The sequence below is a fragment of the Sphingomonas sp. Y38-1Y genome, from assembly GCF_032391395.1.
Taxonomy (GTDB): Bacteria; Pseudomonadota; Alphaproteobacteria; order Sphingomonadales; family Sphingomonadaceae; genus Sphingomonas.
In genome coordinates this window covers 1,169,425-1,193,645 of the sequence record NZ_CP135916.1, presented here as the reverse complement: position 1 = coordinate 1,193,645, position 24,221 = coordinate 1,169,425, and the positions used below count along the sequence as shown (strand labels likewise).

Annotated in this window: 21 protein-coding genes; 9 read left to right on the top strand and 12 right to left on the bottom strand. The window is 67.5% G+C overall.

Annotated elements, in window-relative coordinates:
* Window positions 1–14 precede the first annotated feature (14 nt).
* The 4 genes from RS883_RS05595 (at window position 15) to RS883_RS05580 (ending at window position 6,145) form a co-directional block, all read left to right on the top strand.
* Window positions 15–1,190 (top strand): acetyl-CoA C-acetyltransferase, encoded by a 1,176-nt coding sequence (locus RS883_RS05595; RefSeq protein ID WP_315763560.1) that lies wholly within the window; start codon window positions 15–17, stop codon window positions 1,188–1,190.
* A gap of 150 nt (window positions 1,191–1,340) precedes the next feature.
* Window positions 1,341–4,463 (top strand): TonB-dependent receptor domain-containing protein, encoded by a 3,123-nt coding sequence (locus RS883_RS05590; RefSeq protein ID WP_315763558.1) that lies wholly within the window; start codon window positions 1,341–1,343, stop codon window positions 4,461–4,463.
* An 84-nt stretch (window positions 4,464–4,547) separates the two neighbouring features.
* A complete protein-coding gene (locus RS883_RS05585; RefSeq protein ID WP_315763556.1) occupies window positions 4,548–5,522 on the top strand; it encodes a 2OG-Fe(II) oxygenase in 975 nt (324 codons plus the stop codon).
* Window positions 5,519–6,145 (top strand): immunity protein Imm33 domain-containing protein, encoded by a 627-nt coding sequence (locus RS883_RS05580; RefSeq protein ID WP_315763553.1) that lies wholly within the window; start codon window positions 5,519–5,521, stop codon window positions 6,143–6,145. Before RS883_RS05585 ends, RS883_RS05580 begins: the two co-directional genes overlap by 4 nt.
* Window positions 6,146–6,212: 67 nt before the next feature.
* On the opposite strand, the gene RS883_RS05575 is transcribed toward RS883_RS05580, so the two are convergent.
* The 9 genes from RS883_RS05575 to RS883_RS05535 all read right to left on the bottom strand — a co-directional run bounded on the left by RS883_RS05575 (window position 6,213) and on the right by RS883_RS05535 (window position 12,930).
* Window positions 6,213–6,875: a F0F1 ATP synthase subunit B gene (locus RS883_RS05575; protein ID WP_315763551.1), complete on the bottom strand. Its 663-nt coding sequence runs from the start codon at window positions 6,873–6,875 to the stop codon at window positions 6,213–6,215.
* Window positions 6,868–7,359, bottom strand: coding sequence for an ATPase (locus RS883_RS05570; RefSeq protein ID WP_315763548.1), 492 nt, complete (start codon window positions 7,357–7,359; stop codon window positions 6,868–6,870). Before RS883_RS05570 ends, RS883_RS05575 begins: the two co-directional genes overlap by 8 nt.
* Window positions 7,360–7,421: 62 nt before the next feature.
* Window positions 7,422–7,649, bottom strand: a complete 228-nt coding sequence (locus RS883_RS05565; protein ID WP_096343951.1) for a F0F1 ATP synthase subunit C — start codon at window positions 7,647–7,649, stop codon at window positions 7,422–7,424.
* A 38-nt stretch (window positions 7,650–7,687) separates the two neighbouring features.
* Window positions 7,688–8,494, bottom strand: a complete 807-nt coding sequence (locus RS883_RS05560; RefSeq protein WP_315763544.1) for a F0F1 ATP synthase subunit A — start codon at window positions 8,492–8,494, stop codon at window positions 7,688–7,690.
* A 20-nt stretch (window positions 8,495–8,514) separates the two neighbouring features.
* Entirely contained in the window at window positions 8,515–8,832 is a 318-nt protein-coding gene (locus RS883_RS05555) for an AtpZ/AtpI family protein (RefSeq protein ID WP_315763541.1), read from the bottom strand.
* Window positions 8,833–8,921: 89 nt separating this feature from the next.
* Entirely contained in the window at window positions 8,922–9,119 is a 198-nt protein-coding gene (locus RS883_RS05550) for a hypothetical protein (RefSeq protein ID WP_315763539.1), read from the bottom strand.
* Between the two features lie 156 nt (window positions 9,120–9,275).
* The gene (locus RS883_RS05545) at window positions 9,276–9,647 is read right to left on the bottom strand and encodes a YdbL family protein (protein ID WP_315763538.1); all 372 of its coding nucleotides are present in this window, start codon (window positions 9,645–9,647) and stop codon (window positions 9,276–9,278) included.
* Between the two features lie 2 nt (window positions 9,648–9,649).
* A complete protein-coding gene (locus RS883_RS05540; RefSeq protein WP_409977396.1) occupies window positions 9,650–9,877 on the bottom strand; it encodes a YnbE family lipoprotein in 228 nt (75 codons plus the stop codon).
* Entirely contained in the window at window positions 9,874–12,930 is a 3,057-nt protein-coding gene (locus RS883_RS05535; RefSeq protein ID WP_315763536.1) for a YdbH domain-containing protein, read from the bottom strand. The genes RS883_RS05540 and RS883_RS05535 overlap by 4 nt, the downstream gene beginning before the upstream one ends.
* Window positions 12,931–13,105: 175 nt before the next feature.
* Between RS883_RS05535 and radC the strand changes: the two genes are divergently transcribed.
* The gene (gene radC / locus RS883_RS05530; RefSeq protein WP_315763534.1) at window positions 13,106–13,789 is read left to right on the top strand and encodes a RadC family protein; all 684 of its coding nucleotides are present in this window, start codon (window positions 13,106–13,108) and stop codon (window positions 13,787–13,789) included.
* A 98-nt stretch (window positions 13,790–13,887) separates the two neighbouring features.
* A complete protein-coding gene (locus RS883_RS05525; RefSeq protein ID WP_315763531.1) occupies window positions 13,888–15,573 on the top strand; it encodes a hypothetical protein in 1,686 nt (561 codons plus the stop codon).
* A gap of 65 nt (window positions 15,574–15,638) precedes the next feature.
* On the opposite strand, the gene RS883_RS05520 is transcribed toward RS883_RS05525, so the two are convergent.
* Entirely contained in the window at window positions 15,639–16,130 is a 492-nt protein-coding gene (locus tag RS883_RS05520; protein WP_315763529.1) for a hypothetical protein, read from the bottom strand.
* Window positions 16,131–16,368: 238 nt separating this feature from the next.
* On the opposite strand from RS883_RS05520, the gene purB reads away from it, so the two are divergent.
* From purB to RS883_RS05505, 3 genes are read left to right on the top strand one after another with little or no spacing between them, the layout of a single operon-like run.
* A complete protein-coding gene (gene purB, locus RS883_RS05515; protein ID WP_315763527.1) occupies window positions 16,369–17,709 on the top strand; it encodes an adenylosuccinate lyase in 1,341 nt (446 codons plus the stop codon).
* Window positions 17,706–18,242: a biliverdin-producing heme oxygenase gene (locus RS883_RS05510; RefSeq protein ID WP_315763524.1), complete on the top strand. Its 537-nt coding sequence runs from the start codon at window positions 17,706–17,708 to the stop codon at window positions 18,240–18,242. The genes purB and RS883_RS05510 overlap by 4 nt, the downstream gene beginning before the upstream one ends.
* On the top strand, window positions 18,243–20,810 hold the full coding sequence (locus RS883_RS05505) for an HWE histidine kinase domain-containing protein (RefSeq protein ID WP_315763521.1): 2,568 nt from the start codon (window positions 18,243–18,245) through the stop codon (window positions 20,808–20,810).
* A gap of 123 nt (window positions 20,811–20,933) precedes the next feature.
* Here RS883_RS05505 and dnaJ read toward each other — a convergent pair whose 3' ends face one another.
* Window positions 20,934–22,052, bottom strand: coding sequence for a molecular chaperone DnaJ (gene dnaJ / locus RS883_RS05500; RefSeq protein ID WP_315763519.1), 1,119 nt, complete (start codon window positions 22,050–22,052; stop codon window positions 20,934–20,936).
* A 122-nt stretch (window positions 22,053–22,174) separates the two neighbouring features.
* On the bottom strand, window positions 22,175–24,082 hold the full coding sequence (dnaK, locus tag RS883_RS05495; protein WP_315763516.1) for a molecular chaperone DnaK: 1,908 nt from the start codon (window positions 24,080–24,082) through the stop codon (window positions 22,175–22,177).
* Between the last annotated feature and the right edge of the window lie 139 nt (window positions 24,083–24,221).

The window sequence follows — 24,221 nt, the reverse complement described above, 5'->3', positions numbered from 1 at the left end:
ACGCAGGAGCTCTCATGACCGAGATCGTCATCGCCGCCGCCAAGCGCACGCCCGTTGGCAGCTTCCTGGGCGCGTTCGCCGCCACGCCAGCGCACGAACTCGGCCGCATCGCGATCGAGGCAGCGCTGGAGCAGGCCGGCGTCAAGGGCGAGGAAGTCTCCGAAGTGATCCTCGGCCAGGTGCTGACCGCCGCGCAGGGCCAGAACCCCGCGCGCCAGGCGTCGATGGCCGCCGGCGTGCCCAAGGAGGTGCCCGCCTGGGGCGTCAACCAGGTCTGCGGATCGGGCCTGCGCGCCGTCGCCCTCGGGATGCAGGCGATCGCCAATGGCGACGCGACGATCGTCGTCGCCGGCGGTCAGGAATCGATGTCGATGTCCTCGCACGCGGTGCCGATGCGCGCCGGCACCAAGATGGGTGACGCCAGCCTCGTCGACACGATGATCAAGGACGGCCTGACCGACGTCTTCAACGGCTATCACATGGGCATCACTGCCGAGAACCTGGCCGAGCAGTATCAGGTCACACGCGGCGACCAGGACGAGTTCGCCGTTCGCAGCCAGAACCTCGCCGAACAGGCGCGCAGCGAAGGGCGTTTCAAGGACGAGATCGCGCCGGTGACGATCAAGGGCCGCAAGGGCGACACCGTGGTCGCCGACGACGAGTATATCCGCGCGGGCGCCACCGTCGACGGCGTCGCGGGCCTGCGCCCCGCCTTCAAGAAGGACGGCACCGTCACCGCCGCCAATGCCAGCGGCCTCAACGACGGCGCCGCCGCGCTCGTCCTGATGACGCGCGAGGAAGCCGACAAGCGCGGCGTGACCCCGCTCGCCACGATCAAGAGCTTCGCCAGCGCCGGCGTCGACCCCTCGATCATGGGCATCGGCCCCGTCCCCGCCAGCCGCCGCGCGCTCGAAAAGGCCGGCTGGTCGGTCGGCGACCTCGACCTCATCGAAGCCAACGAAGCCTTTGCCGCCCAGGCGCTGGCGGTCGGCAAGGACATGGGCTGGCCGCTCGACAAGGTGAACGTCAACGGCGGCGCGATCGCGATCGGCCATCCGATCGGCGCGTCGGGCGCGCGCGTGCTGACGACGCTCGTCTACGAAATGCAGCGCCGCGACGCCAAGAAGGGCCTTGCCACGCTCTGCATCGGCGGCGGCATGGGCATCGCCATGTGCATCGAGCGGGGGTGAGCTCAATTGTAAAAGAACATTGCGGTATGTGACGGGATTGTCACATACCGCACAGGAAGTTTCAAAACGAACCAATGCCATCTTGCCCCGATCTGAACGAAGCGCTTTGATCCAGCCATCTTACGTTCAGAAAAGTAAAAGGGGACAAAGATGCGTACCACTCGTTGGATGTCCGCGACCGCGCTCGCGGGCGTTGCAGCCTTCGCGCCGAGCGCCGCAAACGCGCAGGCGACCGTGCCGCCCGCCGTCGCTCAGCAGGAGCAGGTCGACGCCGGCCAGACCTCGGACGACAGCTCGGGCCAGATCATCGTGACCGGCACGCGCATTCGCCAGCCCAACCTCGAATCGACCGTGCCGATCACGTCGGTGTCGGGTGAGGAATTCTTCGAGACCGGCCAGGTTTCGGTCGGTGACATTCTCAACGACCTGCCGCAGCTCGCCAACACGTTCAGCCAGCAGAACTCGACGCGCTTCCTCGGCACGCGTGGGATCAGCCTGCTCGACCTTCGCAACCTAGGCACGCAGCGCACGCTCGTTCTCCAGAACGGCCGCCGCCACGTTGCGGGCGACATCCTCGTCAACGGCGTTTCGCCCGACGTGAACACCATCCCGACCGACCTGATCGAGCGCGTCGACATCACCACGGGCGGCAGCTCGTCGGTTTATGGTTCGGACGCGATCGCCGGCGTGGTGAACTTCATCCTCAAGGACAATTTCGAGGGTATCCAGATCCGCGGCCAGGCCGGCGTCAACATCGACTATGGCGATGCTGGCAATCAGTACGTGTCGGCGCTCGTCGGCAAGAACTTCGCCGAAGGTCGCGGTAACGTCGCGCTGAACGTCGAATACTCGAACCAGTCGAGCTATTTCGGCTCGGGCCGTCCGGCGTTTCGTCAGAACAACGGCTTCGTGGTCGTCGACACCGACGTGCCCGGTGCGCCTGGCGTCGTGAACAACTCGGACGGCGTTCCCGATCGCCTGTTCTTCCGCGACATCCGCGCGGCGACGATCTCGCTCGGCGGTCAGGTTGCGTTCGCCAGCCCGACCGGCGCATGCGGCCGCGACTCGCTCGGCGCCGCGTTCACCTGCGCCTATCTGTTCCAGCCCGACGGCACGCTGGTGCAGCAGACCGGTCAGCGCGTCGGCCTTGCGCCGAATGGCAACTTCCTGGGCGGCAACGGCACGAGCAGCCGCGAGGGCCAGCTGCTGACGCTGTCGCCGAACCTCGAGCGCGTCTCGGTCAACTCGATCGGTCACTTCGAAGTCTCGCCTGCGTTCGTCCCCTTCTACGAGGCGAAGTATTCGCGCACGCGCGCCTTCGGTTCGCAGTCGGGTCCGTTCTTCTCGCAGGGCGGCACGCTGGGCGCCGATGTCCGCGAGCAGATCCGCTTCGACAACCCGTACCTGACCGATCAGGCACGCGGTGTCCTGACGACCGCCCGCCTTGCTGCGGGCTCGACCGCGCCGACCGGCGCGACGCGTTTCGCCCTTCGCAAGAACTGGGTCGAATTCGGCATCCGCGACGAAGAGATCACGCGTGAGACGTTCCGCATCGTCGGCGGTGTCCGCGGTGACTTCAACGACGACTGGAACTACGAACTCTCGCTGAACTACGGCGAGCACAACGAGCGCAACCGGATCGCCGGCAACGTAAATCTCCAGCGCTACCTGCTCGGCCTCGACACGACCCGCAACGCCGCCGGTCAGATCGTCTGCCGCTCGCAGGTCGATCCGGCCGCCGCGATCGGTTACGCCGGTGCGACCCCGGACGCTGCTCGCCTCGCCGCGGACATCGCGGCCTGCGTTCCGATCAACCCGTTCGGACAGGGCTCTTCATCGCAGGCGGCGCGCGACTACGTCACCGTCGACTCGTCGGCGCAGGGCAAGATCACCCAGTTCGTGGCCTCGGGCTTCATGTCGGGTGACCTCAGCCAGCTGTTCGAGCTGCCAGGCGGTCCGATCGCGTTCTCGGTCGGTGCCGAGTATCGCCGCGAGACGAACTATTACGACCTGGATGAGCTGACGCAGCAGGGCTACGCCTTCTACAACGCGATCCCCGAGTTCACGGCGCCCGCGTTCGAGGTGAAGGAGCTGTTCGGCGAGGTCTCGATCCCGCTGCTCAAGGACCTGCCGTTCGCGCATGCACTCACCGTCACCGGTTCGGGTCGCGTCGCCGACTACAACAACGCGGTCGGCACCGTGTTCGCGTGGAGCGCCGGCGTCGACTTCGCGCCGATCCCGGACATCCGGTTCCGCGGCAGCTACTCGCGCTCGATCCGTTCGCCGAACCTTTCGGAGCTCTACTCGGCGCAGAGCCAGAACTTTGCGCCTGGCTTCGCCGATCCCTGCTCGGCGCGCAACATCGGTACGGGCTCGAACACCCGCGCCGCCAACTGCGCCGCCGCAGGCCGTCCGGCCAACTACGACTTCGTGTATGTCCAGTCGCTCGAGGTCCTGAGCGGCGGCAACCCGAACCTCGAGGAAGAGCGCGGCGTCTCGTACACCATCGGCGGTGTCTTCGAACCGAGCTTCTTCCCGGGCTTCTCGATGTCGGTCGATTATTACGACGTCGCGGTGAAGAACGTCATCACCTCGGTCGCGGCGCAGACGATCGCCAACCAGTGCTATGACCTGGCAACGCTCGACAACCAGTTCTGCGCGCTGATCCAGCGTGCGGGTGCTGGCGGCGGTCCGAACGGCGAAGAGCCGTTCCGGATTCTCGAAGGGACGCTGCTCGCATCGACGCTCAACTTCGCCAAGCTCAAGGCACGCGGCATCGACACGAACATCAGCTATCGTCAGAACCTCGGCTGGGGCAACCTGCTGCTGTCGGGCATCTGGACGCGCGTGCTGCAGCGTGACAGCTTCACCAATCCGACCGACCCGGATCGCATCAACCGCCTGCTTCAGGAGCTCGGCAATCCGCGCGATCAGGTCAACGTCAATGCCCGCCTGGGCATCGGCAACTTCCGGATCGGGTACGAGCTGCGCTGGATCGACAAGATGTACCTCAACACCTATGAGGACTTTAACTCGCTCCAGGGTCGTCCGCCCGAGAACCCGGACTATGCCGAGTTCAAGTTCTATCCGGACGTCTGGTACCACAACATTCGCGCCGACGTGGACGTGAACGACAAGTTCAACCTGTACCTGGGCATCGACAACGTCACCAACCAGCTGCCGCCGCTCGGCCTGACCGGCGTCGGCGCCGGCTCGGGCATTTACGACGTGCGTGGCCGTTACGGGTATATCGGCTTCGTCGCGAAGTTCTGATCCGCTTCACCAGCGACCTCGAAGGGGCTGGGCGTTCGCGCCCGGCCCCTTTTCTTTTGGGCGGAGCCTCGTGATAGTCGGCGCATGAGCACCGCCGATCCCGAAGCCCTCATCGCCGCCGGCCATATCGACGAGGGCGTCGCCGCGCTGGAGATGGCGGGTCGACGGGGGGATGGCGGGGCCTGGCTTCGGCTGGCGGTATTGCGGCTGACGGGCGACGTGGTGCCGCGCGACTTGGTCGGTGCCCGCACCGCCCTCACCGCCGCGCGCGAAGCCGGTCATCCGGATGCCGCGCTGATGGAAGTGGCGCTGACGGCCAACGGCACCGGGGGTCCACGTGACTGGCGGCTCGCCGTGGCGTTGCTCGAGCGGGCCGCGCGGAGCGACCGGCTGGCCGCGGACCATCTGGAAATGCTGCGCGCCATGAACCTGGATGGCGAGGGCCTGCCCCGACGCCTACCCGATCTGGAGCGGCTGAGCGAGCGTCCGCGCGTCGCGCTCGCGCGTGGGTTGCTGAGCCCCCAGGAGGCGCGCCACGTGGTGCAGGCGGCATCCGACCTCCTGGCGCCCTCGACCGTCGTCGACCCGCGCAGCGGGCGTCAGATCGCGCATCCGATCCGCACCTCCGCCAGCGCAGCGATCGGCCCGACGCGAGAGACGCTGCCGATCCAGGCGATCCTCAAGCGGATTGCACTCCTGTCCGGCACCGGTGTCGATCAGGGTGAGCCGCTGACGCTCCTCGCTTATCAGCCCGGCCAGCAATATCGCCCGCATCACGACGCGCTGCCCGGCCTCGCGAACCAGCGCATCGCCACGGTGCTGCTCTACCTCAACCAGGGGTATAAGGGCGGCGAGACGCGCTTCTCGCGCAGCGGGCTGACGGTGGCGGGACGCGGCGGCGATGCCCTGGTGTTCGGGAATACGCTACCCGACGGGCGGCCCGATCCCGACGCCGAACATGCCGGCCTGCCGGTGATCGCGGGGCAGAAGCTGCTCGCCACCCGCTGGATTCGCGCCGAGCCGCTCGATCCGTGGACGATGGGCGGGTCGCGGGGGTGAGCGGCTACACGCTCGCCGATCCGCGACCGATCGCGGAGAGTGCGCCATACACCTATTTTCTACCCAATGACGCCCAGATCGCCGCCGTGGGCGTTGGTGACCACGTGAAACTGGTGTTCGATTATGACGGACCCGTAGAGGATTTCGACGCCGAACGGATGTGGGTCACGGTGTCCGCGGTTACGGGATCGACGCTGACCGGCACGCTCGCCAACCATCCCGGCGAGCCGAATGCGCCCGTGAAATATGGCGACGTTGTAACCTTCGATCGTGCGCTACTGATCGATATCGATTGGGCCGACCCTGAGCGGGCGCCGTCACGGACGCCGCGGCGCGGATACTGGGACCGCTGCCTGGTCGATCACTGTGTGCTGACCGGCGAGCCAGTCGACTATCTCTATCGCGAAGAGCCCGACATGACCCAGGAGGGCGATCGCTATCCCGACAGCGGTTGGCGCATCAGAGCCTCTGCCGCGGCCATCGAGGCGAACGAAAATGGCCCCGAATACATCGCGCTCGGCAAGGTTCTCAATCAGGACGACAGCTGGTTGCCATTGATCGACGCGCCGGTGGGCTCCGCCTTCCGCCGCGGCGAGGATGGCGGGTACTACGCGGCCGATTGAGCAGACACGAAAAAGCCGGCGGGAACGGCCATCGCCCTCCCCGCCGGCTCGATCTTCTGCGCGTCGATCAGTTCGGGCGGACTAGCCCCGCGATCGTGCGATCCACCAGCGCGCGGTCGGTCGCGGCATCGTGCTTCTCGGCCAGGATCGCGGCGGCCGCCTTGGCAGCGGCGTCGGCGGTCTTGACGCGGATGTCGGCGATCGCCTGGCGCTCGGCCGCGGCGATCTTATCCTCGGCCATCTTGGCGCGGCGCTGGACGAGCGTGGCGGCGTCGGCTTCGGCCTTGGCGCGGAGCGCGGTCGCCTCTTCCTCGGCATGCGCGACCATCGCGGCGGCGTCGGCCTCGGCGGTGGCGAGCTTGCGCTCGTACTCGGACCGGAGCGCCTCCGCCTCGGTGCGAAGCTGCTTGGCCTCGTCCAGACGGCTGCGGATCGCGGCGATTTGACCGTCGAGCAGGCGCCCGATCAGCTTCGGCACGCCCTTGACCAGCAGGATGAGGATGAAGACGGCCATCGCCGCCGACACCCAGCCGGTGGGGTCGAGGAACAACGCGGTCGGGTCGCTGTGCGGCACCGCCTCGCCATGGGTCTCGATCGCGTTCACACCGGTCTCGGGCATGCCCATTCCCTTGCCGTGCGAGGCCGCGTCGAGCTCCGCCTGATAATTGGCGTTGGTCGAGCCGTCGGGCGTGGTCTGCACCACCGGATCGCCGTGGACGGGATTAGCCATGGAGCACTGCCTTCACGGCGCCGCGCGCCTCTTCATCGGTGACCGATGCACCCGACAGACGGGTGACGATGTCGCGTGCGGCATCGGCCGCGACGCTTTCGATCTCGGCGGCGGCGGCACCGCTCGCCTCGGCGATCCGTGCCTCGGCGGCCTCGACATGCGCCTGATGTTCGGCATCGCTGGCGGCAAGCCGGGCTTCGCTCTCGCGAGTGGCGGCTTCCTTTGCGGCGGCGAGCGTCGTGCGCGCCTGTTCACGCGCGGCATTCTCGTCCGCGCGCCACTTGGCCTCCTTGGCGTCGGCCTCGGCACGCGCGGCCTCTGCCGCCTTCAGATCGGCGGCGACCTGGTTGTCGCGCGCATCCATCGTCGACTGGACGCGCGGCACCATGCCGCGGCCGACGATGAGGAAGGCCAGGCCGAACGTGACGACCAGCCAGAAGAGCTGCGACGCATAGGTCGCGGCGACTTGTTCGATCTGAGGCATCGAGGTGTCCTGTCAGCTGCCGGGACCGGCGACGTGCCGGTCCCCGTCTTCGGTCGCTTGGATTACGCGACGAAGATAAGCAGCACGGCGACGACGAATGCCAGCAGGCCGAGAAGCTCGGCAGCGGCGAAGCCGATGAACATATTGCCCTGCTGGCCGGCGGCGGCCGACGGGTTGCGCAGAGCGCCTTCGAGGAACGCGGCGAAGACGTTGCCCACGCCCAGCGCGGCCAGACCCGCACCGATCGCCGCAAGACCGGCACCCAGCAGCTTGATTGCGTCAGCTTCCATTGTTCAACTCCTTGGGAAATCAATCGATTGGTGAGAAATCAGTGATGGTCGTGCAGATGCTCGGCGTCGTTGATGTAGAGCGACGTGAGCAGCGCGAAGACATAGGCCTGGACGCCTGCGACCAGGATCTCGAGCGCCGAGACGCCGACCATCAGCGCGAAGCTGGGGATGCCGACGGCGAGGCCGATGCCGGCACCCGCATTGGCGGCGTTGACGACGAAGCTCGCCAGCACCTTGAGCAGAATGTGGCCTGCGGTCATCGCGACGAACAGCCGGAGCGCCAGGCTGAACGGGCGCACCATGAACGAGACGAACTCGATCGGCGCGACCAGCAGCAGCACCGGGATCGGCGTGCCCTTCGGCGCGAACAGGCTGAAGAAGCGAAGGCCATGCTTGGCGAAGCCGACGATCAGCACGATCGAGAAGCTCATGATCGCGAGCACGCCCGTCACCGTGAAGTGGCTGGTGAAGGTGAAGGGGTGCAGCTTGAACAGCCCGAGCGGCATCAGGCCAATCAGGTTGCCGAGCAGGATGAACATGAACAGCGTGAAGACATAGGGCACGTACTTGCGCCCGGCATGGCCGATGTTCTGTGCCAGCAGCTTGTCGATGAAGCCGACGAAACCTTCGACCATCATCTGGCCGCGACCGGGCACCATCTCGCGCTTCATGCCCATCAGCATGAACGCCCACAGCGCGACGAGCGCGGCGACCATGTAGAGCGCCGAGTTGGTGAAGGCGATCGTCTGGCCGCCCACCGTGAACATGTCGGCGATCGACTGCACCTCGAACTGGTGCATCGGATCGATGGTGCCTTGTCCCTGAGCCGCCACTGCCGTTCCCATTTGACCAAAGCGCCCGAAGCTTACTCCGGGCGCTTGCCAGAAATCCGAATGATGTTCCTGAACGCGCTGACGATGCCGAGGGCAAGCAGCACGAGCAGGAGCCAAGGCGAGGTGCCGAGGAAGTAATCGAGCGTTCCCCCGATCACGGCACCGCCAACCATCCCACCGATCAGTTCGGCAAGCACGCGATTACCCAGGCGATAGCCTTCCGACGATGCGGAAGCCCCCTCGCCCGATCGCCGTGCCTCCTCAGAAGTCGCGCGCCGCAATCGCTCGTCGAGCGATTCGAGCCGCGCATCCTCGGGCAAGGGGTCCGGTCCGGGCTCTGGTTCGACCATGTCTCTCCCCTCCAAATGGCGGGGCCAGTCATGCGCCAAGCGGCGAGCCCGCCAAGGCAGGTGCCGCTTAGGGGCGGGGGCGGGGCAAGTCAACCAGCGGCTTGGATGCCAGGCAGATGGCGCTTGGCTGCTAGCGACATGCGTCTATGTTCGTGAAGCGTTCCATCAGGCCTACCTGAAATCCGGAACGCGAAGGAGGTGATAAACCTGAAGAGAGAAACTGCAAATCTGATCGTCGGCATCGCCATGCTGATGATCGCATTCGCCACCTTGATGCTGAAAGTCATCGAGGTGGCTCGTTCGTAAGAGCGACGGGCGGGGGCTGGCTGGAACCAGCCCCCAAACGCAGAGAACCCCGGCCGCTGGAACGACCGGGGTTCGGAGGTGATTCCTGAAGAAGCAACTGCCCAATCAGCCTAGCAGAAGTTTCCGAAATCGCAAGGTCACACACACCGCGGGTCACGCTCCGGCGCACCGCCGCCGCGCTTCTTCCAGCTGCCGTCGGGCGCCTGGTACATCTCACCCGCCTCGGTCCGCGCGATCAGGTTGCAGCCCGACACGAACGCGAACTGCTCGACCGTCGATCCGGCCTGCGCGCCCTGGGTGTAGGCAGCCTTGCGCTGGATGTTGATTTTGTTGACCAGCGCGCGAAGGTCGGGCGTGGCCGATCCGACGATGCCCAGATAGCCGTCGGTCTGCTCGCCCACCTGCCCCGCCGATCGCGCCGCGGCATAGGCCGGGTCGCGCTGGGCCAGCGCCGCACCGGACGCCAGCACGCCGATCGAGAGGAAAAGAGCCGCCAATCCGTACCGCATCGTCAGAAAATCCCCGGGTTGTTCTGGATCAGCGACTTCGCCTCACCGTCCAGCTTGTACACCACTTCCTGCGTGATGTTGATGTTGAGATTGATGACGATAGGCTTGTCGGGCGCGCTCACGTTCACGCATCCGCCAAGGCCGGCCGCCGCCGCAATCATCGCGATCCTGTACATGGGGACGAGGGTCGCGCGTTTCACGGGTGGCATCAATCCTGTTGTTTCGCTCATGGCATGGTCTCGCTTGCGGGAGGCTGAACGCCGCGCTTCTTCTGCTCCTCGAGCAGCGCGGGCAGGTTGCGTTCGATCAGCCGCGTGGGGTCGTAGTACGACTGGACCGAGTCGATCAGCTGACGAAACGGCGCGCGGACGGTCACGTTGAAGACGAGCGGCAGTCGCGCGAGCCGGCGGATGAGAAAGTTGCTCTTCGCCCCCTCCCCCTGTCGCACGCCGGCAAAGCGGATCTCGGTCACCATTTCGCCGTCCAGCGGACCGTTGAGCGTCAGGTTCAGCCGCTCGTAGCGCAGCGACTTCAGCGCCTCGAACGCGAAATTGCCCCAGGTGCCCAGATTCTCGCGCGACACCGCGCCGACATAGGCGAGCGTCCCGCCGCCCTCGCGCACCGTCAGCTTGCCGTTCTCAATCCGCCCGCCGCGCTCGTCGAAGATCATCGGCAACGTGCCGTCGAAGGTTCCGGTCGCGTTGAGGTTGCTGAAGTCGAACTGCTGAAGAAACCCCGCCGCATCCACGCCCTCGACGCGAAAGGTCAGCCGCCGCTCCTTGCCTTCTGACAGGTCGAGAACCGTGGGCTCCAGGATCATCGCGCCGCCGGCGAAGGGCCAACGCCCTCCCTCCACCGCCACGCGCTGGTCGCCGATCAGCTGATAGCGGATCTGGCCGTTCTCAACCGGGATGCCCGGATTGACGCTGGCGATCGTGCCGACCGCACTCTCCGTCTTCAGCCCGAGCAGGTCGGTGAAGCGGATCTCGCCCGACAGGCCGGTAACGGGGCCGAACGCGGCAGCCAGGTCGGTGCCCGCGGTGCGGAATACGCCATCGCTCGTCACGCCCGTCGGCGACCAGCGAATGTTGCCAATGCCCGACACGCTGCCCTTCACGTCGGCGACGACGCCAAAGACGAGGCGGGTGAGCGCATCGGGCTGAAGCGTGTCGTCGAAGCGGAGATTGTCGACGCTCAACACCGCGTCGCCCGTACCGTTGGACAGGACATGCTGGAGCCGCACGCCCGCCACCTTGGCGCCGCTTGCGGGCGCGGTGAGCGTGCCCGTGGCGTCGATCCGGCCATCAGCGAGCAGCAGCTCGAAATCGTTGGCGGCGAGCGGTTCGTAGCGCGGCTCGGGCGCGGCGTCGGCAACGCGCAGCGCCTCACCCTTGAGCGACAGCCGTCCGCCGACGAAGCGCCACGCGCCCGCGCCCTGCGTCAGGTCGATGGGCACGTTGCCGATCACGCCCGCGGCGCCATCGAACCGTCCCTCGGCACCGCCCGGCACCACCTGACCAGTGAGGCGCGTGATCGACAGACGCGAGACGCGCTCCGGCGTCCCCAGCCGGGTCTCGACGCCGGCAAGATCGAAGCGCGTCGAGCCGGCCACCGCGATGTCCGCGCGCGAAGCAGCGATGCTGACGGGCGAGCCACCCAGCGTGCCTGACAGCCGGGGTGCGGCGATGCGCGCGCCCGCGGTCAGCCCCGATGCGCCGACCGAATAGAGCGTCGATTCGGTCGGACAGGCACGCAGCGCAAGGCGCCGCAGGTCAAGACTCGACAGGAGCAGCCGCTCGGCGCGCACATCGGCACAGCCCGGTTCCGAAGCCAGCCGCCGCACGCCGTCCCACCGCAACGCGATGGGCACGTCGAGCCCGTCGACGCGACCCGCCGGCAGCCCCAGCGATACGCGCGCTCGGCCCGCGATCCGCGTCGCGCCGCTGTCCGCCCGCGTGAACTCGATCGGCGTCAGCGCCACCGATTCGCCCCCCGCAGCGAAGGGCGCTGCGACCAGCCGGCCGGTCACCGGCGCCCCCGGCCGTAACTGTCGCAGCGTCGCGGCGAAGGTGGGGAGGCCCCCGCCCTGCCCGTTCAACCGACCATCGATCATCAACCTTGCGCCGGGCCACCCGAACCCGATCCCGCGCTCGCCCGCAAACCCGAAGCGCGCGCCGCTTGCGCTGGTCGCCTCAACCGCACGGACGACCACCGCACCGCGCCCGCCCGCGAGCGTCAGCGCGAAGTCCGCGCTGCCGCCCACCGACCGGCTCGCATCGACCAGCGCGCGGTCGAGCGCGGCGGCGAGCTGTGCGCCGGGCGTGCCGCCCGCGAGCCGCAGGTCGAACAGGCGCCGACCGGGCCTGACCGCCGCCGCCGCGGCACGCCCGGCCAGTCGCACCTCGGACCCGCGCACGCGATAGCGGCCGCGAACCGACAGTCCCTTGGCAGCCGTCCCCGAATAGGCAGCATCGGCGAGCGCCAGCTTCACCTCACCTTCGGTCGCCGCCGCAGCGCCCGCGAAGCCGACCTCGCCGGACAGGTCGCGGCCCCGCATCCCGGTGGAGGCAAGTTCGCCGACCGCGACCCGCGCCGACCCGCGCCACCGATCGAAAACCTCGGGCAACCGCGCATCGATCGTCAGCGCCGCCGAACGCAACCGCGACCCTGCGCACTCGGCCGCCGCAGCGCGCACCGGCCCGGTCATGTGAAGCTCGCGCTTGTCGATCGCCAAACCCAGCGCCGCCACCGGCGAGTCGATCGCGCAGCCATTCGCCGTCAGCCTCGCGCCGACCAGCGCCAACCGTCCGCGGAACCCGTCGTCCAGCCGCCCACGCCCGCTCAGCCGCACGCCGATCACGCCGGCGGGCGTCTCGACGCGTCCGCGACCGTCCTCGATCGAAATCTGCAACGCCGGCAGCGTGAACGGCTTGCCGGAGGGCGGCGGCAGCAGTTTGTCGAGCGCGCCGAGCGACAGGCGTCCGTCCACCCACCGCGCGCGCAGCCGTGCGCGGCCCACCTCGATCGCGGTCACCTCCGGCGTGCCGAGGCCAATTCGCGTGCGCACCACCACCTCGTCGGCGACGAGGTCCGGCGCGCGCGAATCGCCGATGACGAGGTTCCGCAGCGTCTGCGTCGACGTGCCGATCTCCGCCACCTCGTACCGCGCCGCAACGCCGCGCCGCGCCAGTTCGCGATCGATGAAGCCCGCGGCGATCGGCCGCCGCTGAAACCAGGCGATGGCGACCAGGATGACGATCAGCAGGACGATCGCCAGCGGCACGCGTCCTCGCCGTGGCAGGCGGACCCGTCGCCGCGCGGGCGCAGGTCCCGGTTCGTCTTCCCCGTCTGCCGTCACAAAGCCTCGAACCGCCAACCGGGCAAATCGTTGCGCAGCCGCGTGGTTCGGGTCAACCCTGCGCCTTGCGCCCGCGCGCGCCTCTGCTACGCCTCGACCCATGGGGGACGAGGCGAGCGACACCGCCGGACACCGCGCGCGATTGCGGTCGCGCCTGCTCGATCATGGCGGCGAAGGCTTCCACGATTACGAGCTGATCGAATATTATCTGTTCAACGTCATCCCGCGTCGCGACACCAAGAAGATCGCCAAGGAACTGTTGCGCGAGTTCGGCACAATCGGCGGCGTGCTGACCGCCGACGCCACCGCGCTCGCCCGCGTCGATGGAATGGGCGACACGTCGGCGGCGGCGCTCAAGATCGCGCACGCGGTCGCGATCCGGATGCTCAAGAGCGAGGTGGCGCAGCGCCCCGTCCTGTCCAATTGGCAGTCGCTGCTCGATTATCTGCGTGCCGACATGGCCCACCGCGCGACCGAATGCGTGCGCGTCCTCCATCTCGACAGCCGCAACAAGCTGATCCTCGACGACAAGATGAGCGAGGGTACGATCGACCAGGCAGTGCTGCACCCGCGCGAGGTCATCAAGCGTGCGCTGGAGATGAGCGCCGCCTCGATCATCCTCGTCCACAACCACCCCTCGGGCGATCCGCAGCCCAGCCGCGCCGACATCGACCTCACGCGCACCATCGTCGCCGCGGGCAAGCCGCTCGGCATCGCCGTCCACGATCATCTCGTCATCGGCACCGACGGCCATGCCAGCCTTCGCGCAATGGGCCTCATGTAGCGCTCAAGAATTGATTCGCTAACGACCGGTCGAAACGATAATAAACGCGCCGACTTGATGCGATGCCGTCAAGTCGAATCCGGGGGGAGGAACGGCGCATGCCGGCAGGGACGTTTCCGCACAAGCTGAACATCTGGGAGTCGAACCTGGCCGCGATGGCGCGGGTCGGCGAGCCGCGCGCCTCGACGGGGCCGTCACAGCCGCGCGACGAACGCTGGAACCAATTCGCGTCGGTCGGGCTCAAGTATGAGATCCAGCTGACCGCAGAGGCCTATACCCTGATCCAGGGTGCGCCGATGCTGAAGGCGGTGATGCAGGAGAAGGTCCGCGACCTCGTCAAGAGCTTCTCGGGACCCGAACTGACGCCGATCGCCAAGCGCGCGCAGTCGCCGATCATCGCGACGACGCAGGCCAACAACGTCCTCAAGGCGCATCAGGCCGATGTCGACCGCATCGTCGGCGCGCTGCTCGATCGTCATGCTGAGATGAACAAGGCGTGGGGCGACTATTACAAGAAGCAGCGCCGCGACCTCATCTTCTGCGCGGTCGGCATCACGCTGACGCTCGCCTCGACCGCGCTTGCGGTGCCGACCGGCGGCGCCAGCATCGCCATGTCGATCGTCGGCGGTGCGCGCGTGCTCGCGCAGACGGTGGCAAAGGTCGCCGAGTGCCTGCGCGATGTCGACGATCAGATGAAGCGGATCGACAATTCGATCCACACGCTGCTCGCCGCCTATCAGAAGAGCGTGCACCTTGGCCGCGGCGTCCAGGCGGCTTCGGCGATCGGCGAGGCGATCGGCCTCTTGCCGCTGGTCGAGGTCGCTCCCTTCATCAACCGCCAGCTCATTCCCAGCATGGGCAAGATCAAGGGCGACATGGAGGTGCTGAAGGGCAAGTGCGGCCATCTCTATACGCTCGCCAACCGCTTCGCGTCCGAGCTGTTCGCGCTGATCGATCAGATCGACGATTGGAAGAAGGCCAATCCCGGCGTCGATCCCAAAACGATGCCGGGGCTCGACAAGCTGGAAAAGCGCATCGCCCGCCTGCTCGACGGCAGCAAGCGTGAGAACAAACTGCTCGACGCCACCGAAAAGGCGTTCCGCTTCAGCGCGAACTTCACGGTCAGCAGCGCCTACGCCAAATATCAGCAGGGCATGGACGGCTATACCGTCTTCGATACGCTGATGGGCCAGATCAACGCGATCGAGAAGCATCCCCGCGCGATCGAGATCATCAGCAACGTCGTCAAAATCCTCGGCAACCTCGCCTTTGCCGGCGGCGCCTATGGCACGGGCGTGGAGGTGGACAGTGCCGTCAAGATCGCCGGCCTGACCAGCACGATCATCAACGACAGCCAGGGCACGATCAAGGATTTCGTCGAGTTCGTTCAGATGGCCAAGGGCCCCGGCGCCGACAGCAGCGCGCCCGCCGCCGCTCGTTTCGAGGCGACCGTGGAGGTGATCCGCCTTCCACCACCGGTGCCGAAGCGTGCGCCGAACGTCGTCGCCAGCCTGCCGCCGGCACGCACGCCGCCGCCGGTGCCGAGCACGGTCGGTCGCGGTGCGCTCTCCGGCGGGCCGCCGACCCGCACGCCGCCGCCGGTTCCCAGCACCGCCGGGCGCGGGCCGTTGAGCTCGCCGGCACCGAACCGGGCGCCGCCGCCGATCCCGACGGCCGCAAACCGCGGCTCGCCCCCCGCGCCCAACCGCGCCTCGCCGCCGATCCCCGGCACGGCCAATCGAACGCCGCTGGGCGCCGCCCCACCGCGACCGGGCCGGCCCTGAAACGGCGACGGCCGCCGGCTCCTTATGGAACCGGCGGCCGCCACTGAGATCAGTTGATCCGGAGCTTAGGAAGCGCCCTTCGACAGGAAGCTCGTCAGCTCTGATTTCGACACCTTGGTCGACTTGTCCGCGTCGGCGCTCGCAAAGGCGTTGCCGACCCACGTCTGGACTTCGGCGCTCTGCGCGTTGGTGCCCGGCTCGCTCGCGCTGCGCAGCGCGACCATCCACTTGCCGAACTCGTCCTTGGTGATCTCGCCGTCCTTGTCCCCATCATAATTGGGGAACTCGGTCTCGACGATCTGCGCGATCTGGGTTGCGCTGGCCTGCTGCGGCTGACCGGCGGCGGGCGCCGCCTCCGCGCTCTGTGCGGGAGCCGCCTGCGTCTTGCCCTGATCGGCGGTGGCCGCTGCGGCCGACTCCTGCGCCGGCGCGGCCGTCTCGGCCGGCGTCGCGTCGGTCTCAGTGTTCGGCTGTGCCGGGGCGGCCTGCTGTGCCTGCGGAGAAGTCGCGCCCTGCTGCGGGGCCTCCTGCGCAAGAACGGGCGCCGAAATCATCATGGCACTGGCCAGAAGAATAGGCTTCAACATCGGTCTTTCTCCTAGTTGTTCACATCTCTGTGTGCGAAGCTATAGATAGGGTTTGCTTGCCGAATTGCCAGCATCCAATGCGTTGCTTCACGTTCATGTTCCCGAGGCAACCGCGTTTGCCACTGCGTTCGTCCTTTGCTAGCGCACGATTCGTCGCAGTTGCGTTGCGCTTTCGCGACGAGATGATTCCGCCTGCGAAAGGAAAAAAATGGTCCCCCGCTACGCGCGTGCGCCGATGACCGCGATCTGGGCGCCCGAAGCGCGCCTGCGCATCTGGTTCGAGATCGAGGCACATGCCACCGACGCGCTCGCTGACCTGGGTGTCGTCCCGCGTGAGGCGGCCGACGCGCTGTGGCGCTGGTGGAACGACGAAAAGGCCAAGAGCGCCGATGGCGAGGTGCCGATCGACGTCGCCGCGATCGACGCAATCGAGGCGGTGACGAAGCACGACGTCATCGCCTTCCTCACCTGGGTTGCCGAACAGGTGGGGCCGGAAGCGCGCTTCATGCATCAGGGCATGACGAGCTCCGACGTGCTCGACACCTGCCTTGCGGTGCAGCTCGCGCGCGCCGCCGACATCCTGATCGCCGATCTCGACACGCTCCTTGAAGCGATCGAACGCCGTGCGCGCGAGCACAAGATGACGCCGACGATCGGCCGCAGCCACGGCATCCATGCCGAGCCGGTCACCTTCGGCCTCAAGCTGGCGCAGGCGCATGCCGAGTTCCAGCGCCACCGCACCCGCCTGGTCGCCGCGCGCGAGGATATCGCAACCTGTGCGATCTCCGGCGCGGTCGGCACCTTCGCCAACATCGATCCCGCGGTCGAGGCTCATGTCGCCGAGAAGATGGGCCTGACCGTCGAGCCCGTGTCGACCCAGGTGATCCCGCGCGACCGCCACGCGATGTTCTTCGCGACGCTGGGCGTCATTGCCGGCTCGATCGAGCGGCTGGCGACCGAGGTCCGCCACCTCCAGCGCACCGAAGTACTTGAGGCCGAGGAGTATTTCTCGCCGGGGCAGAAGGGCTCGTCGGCGATGCCGCACAAGCGCAATCCGGTGCTGACCGAGAACCTGACCGGCCTCGCCCGCATGGTCCGCGGCTATGTCACCCCGGCGCTCGAGAATGTGGCGCTGTGGCATGAGCGCGACATCAGCCACTCGTCGGTCGAGCGCTATATCGGTCCCGATGCGACGATCACGCTCGACTTCGCGCTCGCGCGGCTGACCAGCGTCGTCGACAAGCTCGTCGTCTATCCGGAGCGGATGCAGAAGAATCTCGACCGCATGGGCGGACTCGTCCACTCACAGCGCGTGCTGCTCGCGCTGACGCAGGCGGGATTGAGCCGCGAGGACAGCTATCGCCTGGTCCAGCGCAACGCGATGAAGGTGTGGGAGTCGGACGGTGCGCTGTCGCTGCTCGACCTGCTCAAGGCCGATCCGGAAGTCGCCGCAGCCCTGCCCGCCGAGGAAATCGAAGCGCGCTTCGACCTCGACTATCACTTCAAGCACGTCGACACGATCTTCGCGCGCGTGTTCGGCGCCGCGTGAGGGACGGACATCGCCTGCTGCGCGAAGCGACGCGCGAGGCGCATGAGGACCTCGACGCGCTGTTCACCGGCTTCGACCTGACCAGCGCCGAGGGGTATCGCCGCTTCATCGGCGCGCAGGCGAGCGCGATGCTGGCGGTCGAGGCCGCGCTCGATGCGAGCGGCGCGGCGGAAGTCGTCGACGACTGGCCTCGCCGCCGCCGCGGCGATGCGCTGGTCGCCGACGCGGCAGCACTCGGCCTCGAACCGAGCACCGTCCCCGCGCCCACCTTCACCAGCCTGCCCGAGGTCGCCGGCGCACTCTACGTCGTCGAAGGCTCTCGGCACGGCGCGCGCTTCCTGCGCAAGCAGGTACCCGCCGACTTGCCGACCGCCTTCCTTGATGCAGATCAACCGCCCGGAAGCTGGGCAAAACTGCTGGATCGGATCGACGCGATCCTCTACCAGCCAGAGGCTGACGAGGCCGCGGTCAAGTCGGCGCTCGCAGTGTTTGAAGTGTTCGGACAAGCGGGGCGTGTCTGGATGAAAGCGTAAATGCAGGAAGTCGTCCCGGTCGATCTTGGCAATTGTGATCGCGAACCGATCCACTTGCTCGGCGCGATCCAACCCTTTGGTTTTCTGGTCGCGCTCTCCTCCGACTGGATCGTTCGCCGCGCCAGCGCCAACCTCGCCGAGTTCATCGGCATCGATGCCGAAGGGGCCCTCGGCGCCGCCGCGATCGAACTGTTCGGCGAAGACGCGGTCCACCTGCTGCGCAACCGCATGACCCTGCTGCGCGGCGCGGACGCGGTCGAGCGCGTGTTCGGCGTCGCGATCGCCAGCGGGCGCCGCTTCGACTTCGCGCTCCATGTCTCGGGCGCGGACATCATCGTCGAGGGTGAGCCGAGCGACGATGTCGGCGTCGGCGACACCGCAAGCACGATCCGCGCGATGATCGGCCGGCTCGACGCCACCGACAGCCTTCCCGCCTTCTTTCGCGAGGGCGCACGCCAGGTCCGCGCGCTGACCGGCTTCGACCGGGTCATGGTCTATCGCTTCGACGGCGACGGCAGCGGCACCGTGGTGGCGGAGGCGGTGCGCGGCGGCATCGGCAGCTTCATGGACCTGCGCTATCCCGCGTCGGACATCCCGCGCCAGGCGCGCGCGCTCTACCTGCGCACGCCGTTCCGCATCATCGCCGATATCGAAGCGGCGCCGTCGCCGATCCTCCCCCCGCTGGACGAGCGCGGCGAGCCCGTCGACCTGTCGCTGTCGGTGCTCCGCTCGGTCAGCCCGATCCATGTCGAATATCTGTCGAACATGGGCGTCGGCGCTTCGCTGTCGATCTCGATCATCGTCGAGGGCAAGCTGTGGGGGCTGTTCGCCTGCCACCATTACGGCCCGCGCCGGCCCGGGTTCGAACGCCGCTCGATCGCCGAGCTCTTCGGCCAGATGTTCGCCTTCAAGCTCGAAAGCCGCGAACGCAAGACGATGGCGGCGTACGAAATCGCCGCGCGCGCCGCGTCCGACCGGCTGCTCGCCGCGATCGCGGGCAATGCGCAGCTGCTCGACAACCCCGATTATCTGGGTGAGATGCTGGCGACGACGATCGCCTGCGACGGCGTCGCGATCTGGCTCGACGGGCGGGTGGCTACCTCCGGCCGCACCCCGCCGCCCGAGGCGATCCCGGTGATCGCCCGCCGTTTGAACGCGATGACCCCAGGGCACATCTTCGCCACCGACCATCTCTCGGGCGTGCTGCCTCAGGCCGAGGCCTGGTCCGATCGCGGCGCCGGGCTGCTAGCCCTCCCCCTGTCGCGGACGCCGCGCGATTACGTGATGCTGTTCCGCGAAGAACGCGTGCGCGCGGTCACCTGGGGCGGCGATCCGCACAAGCCGGCGACCTGGGGCCCCAACGGCGCGCGCCTCTCTCCCCGCAAGAGCTTCGAGGCATGGCGCGAGGAAGTGCGCGGCCGCTCCGAACCCTTCAACGAGGCGGAGCTGCGCGTTGCCGAGATGCTGCGCGCCTCGCTGATCGAGGTGGTGCTGCGTCTATCCGACGATGCGCAGGAAGAGCGGCGGCGCGCGGCGGAGCGGCAGGAATTGCTGATCGCCGAACTCAACCACCGCGTCCGCAACATCCTGTCGCTGATCCGCGGCCTCGTGCGCCAGTCGCGCGACCCGCAGGCGGACAGCGAGACCTATATGCGGATGCTGGAGGGGCGGATCGAGGCGCTGGCCCGCGCGCATGACCAGATCACGCAGGACAATTGGTCCCCGGCGCCCTTGAAGCGCCTGATTGAGACCGAGGCGGCGGCGTATCTCGGCGGCCGTGCCTCACGCCTCCAGCTCACCGGCGAGCCCGCGCTGCTCAGCCCGCAGGCCTTCTCGACGCTGGCGCTGGTGCTGCACGAGCTGATGACCAACTCGGCCAAGTACGGCGCGCTGTCGGACAACGGAACCGTCGCGATCGAGTGGCATACCGACGGCATGGGTGACCTGTTGATCGAGTGGCGCGAGCGCGGCGGCCCGCCGGTCCAGGCACCGACACGTCAGGGCTTCGGCACGACGATCATCCAGCGATCGGTCCCCTACGATCTCGGTGGGCGCGCGGCGGTGCGCTATGCGCTCGGCGGGCTCGAGGTCGACCTGCTCATCCCGTCGCGCCATGTCAGCATCGGCGCCGATGCCGGCGCGCCGCAGCACACGCTTCCTGCGCCCGACCCCCGCGACACTGCGGTCAGCGACTCCACCCAGACGATCGACGGCGTCGCGCTGCTGGTCGAGGACAGCCTCATCATCGCGATGGACGCGGAGGATATTCTCACCTCGCTGGGCGCCACCCGGGTCGTCACCGCCAACAGCGTCCAGCAGGCGATGGACGAGCTGGAGCGTGAGCCGGTGACGGTGGCGGTGCTCGACTTCAACCTGGGGTCGGAAACGAGCCTGCCGGTCGCCGCGGAACTCGCGCGGCGCGGCATCCCGTTCGTGTTCGCGACGGGTTATGGCGAGCAGCTCGTCCTGCCGGATGAGCTGGAGGATCGGTCGGTGCTGCAGAAGCCGTACACCGCACTCAACATGCGCCGGATGCTCGCCGATGCGTTGGGAACGGCGAAGGCTTAACCGCAAACCTGTTCGTGCTTAGCTGGTCGAAGCGCGTTACGGAGGCGCCGACGCCTCAGGCACGTGCTTCGACAAGCTCAGCACGAACGGTACAGTTGTGGCACGGCGAGGGAGGCGGGACGCTCAGCCCCCGAACGCGGCCTTCATCTTCGAGAAGAAGCCGGCATCGTCCTCGGCGACGATCTCGCCCTCGACTTCGCGCAGCGCTTCGAGGAGTTCGCGCTGGCGCGGGGTCAGCTTGGTCGGGACCTGCACCTCGACATGGACGACCATGTCGCCGCGGCCACGGCCTTGCAGCACGGGCATGCCGGCGCCGCGCTGGCGGATCTCGCGGCCGGAGGGGGTGCCGGGCGCGATGCGGATGACCTGCTCGACGCCATCCGGCCCCTCGACGCGGAACTCTCCGCCCAGCGCCGCGGTCGCGAAGCTGACGGGCGCGCGCGCATGGAGCGTCGTGCCCTCGCGCGTGAACACCGCATGCCGCGCGACGTGGAGGAAGATGTAGAGATCGCCCGGCGGCGCCCCGCGCGGCCCCGCCTCGCCCTCGCCGGTCAGGCGGATGCGCGTGCCCTCGTCGACGCCCGGCGGCACGTTGACCGACAGCGTCTTGGTCTTGTCGATGCGTCCGTCGCCGCGGCAGGTGCCGCACGGATCGGCGATCGTCTCACCCGCGCCCATGCAGGTCGGGCAGGTCCGCTCGACGACGAAGAAGCCCTGCTGCGCGCGAACCTTGCCCGCGCCGCCGCACGTGCCACAGGTGCGCGCCATCGTGCCGGGCTTCGCCCCGCTGCCCGCGCAGGTGTCGCACGTGCCGGAGACGTCGACCGTGATCTCGGTCTGCTTGCCGTGGAACGCGTCCTCCAGGCTGATCTCGAGATCGTAGCGCAGGTCGGCGCCGCGGCGCGGCTGGCGCCCGCCGCGCTGGCCGCCCATGAACTCGCCGAACACGCTTTCGAAAATGTCGGAAAAGCCGGAGAAGTCGGCCTGCCCGCCACCGCCGCCGCCCGCACCGCTGCGAAACGCGGCATGGCCATAGCGGTCATAGGCGGCGCGCTTCTGCGGGTCCTTCAGGACGTCATAGGCTTCGCTGATCGCCTTGAACTTGGCCTCGTGATCCTTGCAGCCCCCGTTCTTGTCGGGGTGATACTGGATGGCAAGCTTGCGATAGGCGGACTTGAGCGTCGCGCCGTCGGCGTCGCGAGCGCAGCCGAGCAGTTCGTAGAAATCAACTTCGGTGGTCATAACAAAATAGCCCTCTCCCCTTCAGGGGAGAGGGTTGCGAGAGGGGCAGTCAAGAATGCCACCAATCTTCATCCCCCTCTCCCCGACCCTCTCCCCTGAAGGGGAGAGGGAGAAGGGATGCGTTACGCCTTCTGGCTGTCGTCCACCTCGGAGAACTCGGCATCGACGACGTCGTCGTCGGCCTTGTTCGCCTGATCGCCGCCAGGCGAGGCTTCGCTCGCCTGCTGCTTCTCATAGATGGCCTGGCCCAGCTTCATGGCGACCTGCGCCAGCTCCTGGGTCTTGGCCTGCATCGCATCGGCATCGCCGCCCTCGACCGCGGCCTTCGCCTCGGCGATCTTGCCCTCGATCTCGGACTTGAGCGACGCGTCGACCTTTTCGCCATTGTCGGCAAGCTGGCGCTCGGTCGTGTGGATCAGGCTCTCGGCGTTGTTCTTCGCCTCGGCCGCCGCACGGCGCTTCTTGTCCTCCTCGGCGAACTTCTCGGCATCGCGGACCATGCCCTCGATGTCGCTGTCCGACAGACCGCCCGACGCCTGGATGCGGATCTGCTGCTCCTTGCCCGTGCCCTTGTCCTTGGCGGACACGTTGACGATGCCGTTCGCGTCGATGTCGAACGTGACTTCGATCTGCGGCACGCCGCGCGGCGCGGGCGGGATGCCGACCAGGTCGAACTGGCCCAGCATCTTGTTGTCCGCGGCCATCTCGCGCTCGCCCTGGAACACGCGGATTGTCACGGCGCCCTGGTTGTCGTCGGCGGTCGAGTAGACCTGGCTCTTCTTGGTCGGGATCGTCGTGTTGCGATCGATCATGCGCGTGAACACGCCGCCCAGCGTCTCGATGCCCAGCGACAGCGGGGTCACGTCGAGCAGCAGCACGTCCTTGACGTCGCCCTGAAGGACGCCCGCCTGGATCGCTGCGCCGATCGCCACCACCTCGTCGGGGTTGACGCCGGTGTGCGGCTCCTTGCCGCCGAAGAACGATTTCACGACGTCGCGCACCTTGGGCATGCGCGTCATGCCGCCGACGAGCACGACCTCATCGATACCCTCGTTCTTGACGCCGGCGTCGGCCATCGCCTTCTTGAGCGGCTCCAGCGTGCGCTGGATCAGGTCGTCGACCAGACGCTCCAGGTCGGCACGGCTGATCGACTTGACCAGGTGCTTCGGCCCGTTCTGATCGGCGGTGATGAAGGGCAGGTTGACCTCGGTCGTCTGCGCCGACGAGAGCTCGATCTTCGCCTTCTCGGCCGCTTCCTTCAGGCGCTGGAGCGCCAGCTTGTCCTTGGTGAGGTCGATGCCCTCGGCCTTCTGGAACTCGTTGGCGAGATACTGGACGAGCTTGGCGTCGAAATCCTCGCCGCCCAGGAAGGTGTCGCCGTTGGTCGACTTCACCTCGAAGACGCCGTCGCCGACCTCCAGGATCGAGATGTCGAACGTACCGCCACCCAGGTCATAGACCGCGATCGTCTTGTTCTCGTTCTTGTCGAGGCCATAGGCGAGCGCCGCCGCCGTGGGCTCGTTGATGATGCGCAGCACTTCCAGGCCCGCGATCTTGCCCGCGTCCTTGGTCGCCTGACGCTGGGCGTCGTTGAAGTATGCCGGGACGGTGATGACCGCCTGGCTGACCGTCTCGCCCAGATACGCCTCGGCGGTTTCCTTCATCTTCTGAAGCGTGAAGGCGCTGATCTGCGACGGCGAATAATCCTGGCCGCCCGCGGTCACCCACGCATCGCCGTTCGGACCGCGCGCGATCGTATAGGGCACCAGCTCGGTGTCCTTGCGCGTCACGGGATCGTCGAAGCGGCGGCCGATCAGGCGCTTGACCGCAAAGATCGTGTTGTCGGGATTGGTGACCGCCTGGCGCTTGGCCGGCTGGCCGATCAGTCGCTCGCCATCCTTGGCAAAGGCGACGATCGAAGGCGTCGTACGTGCGCCCTCAGCATTCTCGATCACCTTGGGCTTGCCGCCCTCCATCACTGCCACGCAGCTGTTGGTCGTGCCGAGATCGATACCGATTACTTTAGCCATAGTCCCTCGTAAGGCCCCCGGTTCAATGCGTTCGAGAACGGTTCCGCCCCGATGGTTGGTGGCGACGGAACCAATTACGAGTGGCGATATAGTGGGGGTTCGCCTTGCCGCAAGATTGCGGCAAAGCTAGGCGCGAGGC

Excerpts from the sequence above, each read along its gene's own strand:
- radC (WP_315763534.1), top strand. The coding sequence starts at position 13,106 with ATGGGGGACGAGGCGAGCGACACCGCCGGACACCGCGCGCGATTGCGG.
- RS883_RS05585 (WP_315763556.1), top strand. The coding sequence starts at position 4,548 with ATGAGCACCGCCGATCCCGAAGCCCTCATCGCCGCCGGCCATATCGAC.
- RS883_RS05565 (WP_096343951.1), bottom strand. The coding sequence starts at position 7,649 with ATGGAAGCTGACGCAATCAAGCTGCTGGGTGCCGGTCTTGCGGCGATC.
- RS883_RS05505 (WP_315763521.1), top strand. The coding sequence starts at position 18,243 with ATGCAGGAAGTCGTCCCGGTCGATCTTGGCAATTGTGATCGCGAACCG.
- dnaJ (WP_315763519.1), bottom strand. The coding sequence starts at position 22,052 with ATGACCACCGAAGTTGATTTCTACGAACTGCTCGGCTGCGCTCGCGAC.
- RS883_RS05570 (WP_315763548.1), bottom strand. The coding sequence starts at position 7,359 with ATGCCTCAGATCGAACAAGTCGCCGCGACCTATGCGTCGCAGCTCTTC.
- RS883_RS05590 (WP_315763558.1), top strand. The coding sequence starts at position 1,341 with ATGCGTACCACTCGTTGGATGTCCGCGACCGCGCTCGCGGGCGTTGCA.
- purB (WP_315763527.1), top strand. The coding sequence starts at position 16,369 with ATGGTCCCCCGCTACGCGCGTGCGCCGATGACCGCGATCTGGGCGCCC.
- RS883_RS05545 (WP_315763538.1), bottom strand. The coding sequence starts at position 9,647 with ATGCGGTACGGATTGGCGGCTCTTTTCCTCTCGATCGGCGTGCTGGCG.
- RS883_RS05560 (WP_315763544.1), bottom strand. The coding sequence starts at position 8,494 with ATGGGAACGGCAGTGGCGGCTCAGGGACAAGGCACCATCGATCCGATG.
- dnaK (WP_315763516.1), bottom strand. The coding sequence starts at position 24,082 with ATGGCTAAAGTAATCGGTATCGATCTCGGCACGACCAACAGCTGCGTG.
- RS883_RS05555 (WP_315763541.1), bottom strand. The coding sequence starts at position 8,832 with ATGGTCGAACCAGAGCCCGGACCGGACCCCTTGCCCGAGGATGCGCGG.
- RS883_RS05540 (WP_409977396.1), bottom strand. The coding sequence starts at position 9,877 with ATGAGCGAAACAACAGGATTGATGCCACCCGTGAAACGCGCGACCCTC.
- RS883_RS05550 (WP_315763539.1), bottom strand. The coding sequence starts at position 9,119 with ATGACTTTCAGCATCAAGGTGGCGAATGCGATCATCAGCATGGCGATG.
- RS883_RS05520 (WP_315763529.1), bottom strand. The coding sequence starts at position 16,130 with ATGATGATTTCGGCGCCCGTTCTTGCGCAGGAGGCCCCGCAGCAGGGC.
- RS883_RS05525 (WP_315763531.1), top strand. The coding sequence starts at position 13,888 with ATGCCGGCAGGGACGTTTCCGCACAAGCTGAACATCTGGGAGTCGAAC.
- RS883_RS05575 (WP_315763551.1), bottom strand. The coding sequence starts at position 6,875 with ATGGCTAATCCCGTCCACGGCGATCCGGTGGTGCAGACCACGCCCGAC.
- RS883_RS05595 (WP_315763560.1), top strand. The coding sequence starts at position 15 with ATGACCGAGATCGTCATCGCCGCCGCCAAGCGCACGCCCGTTGGCAGC.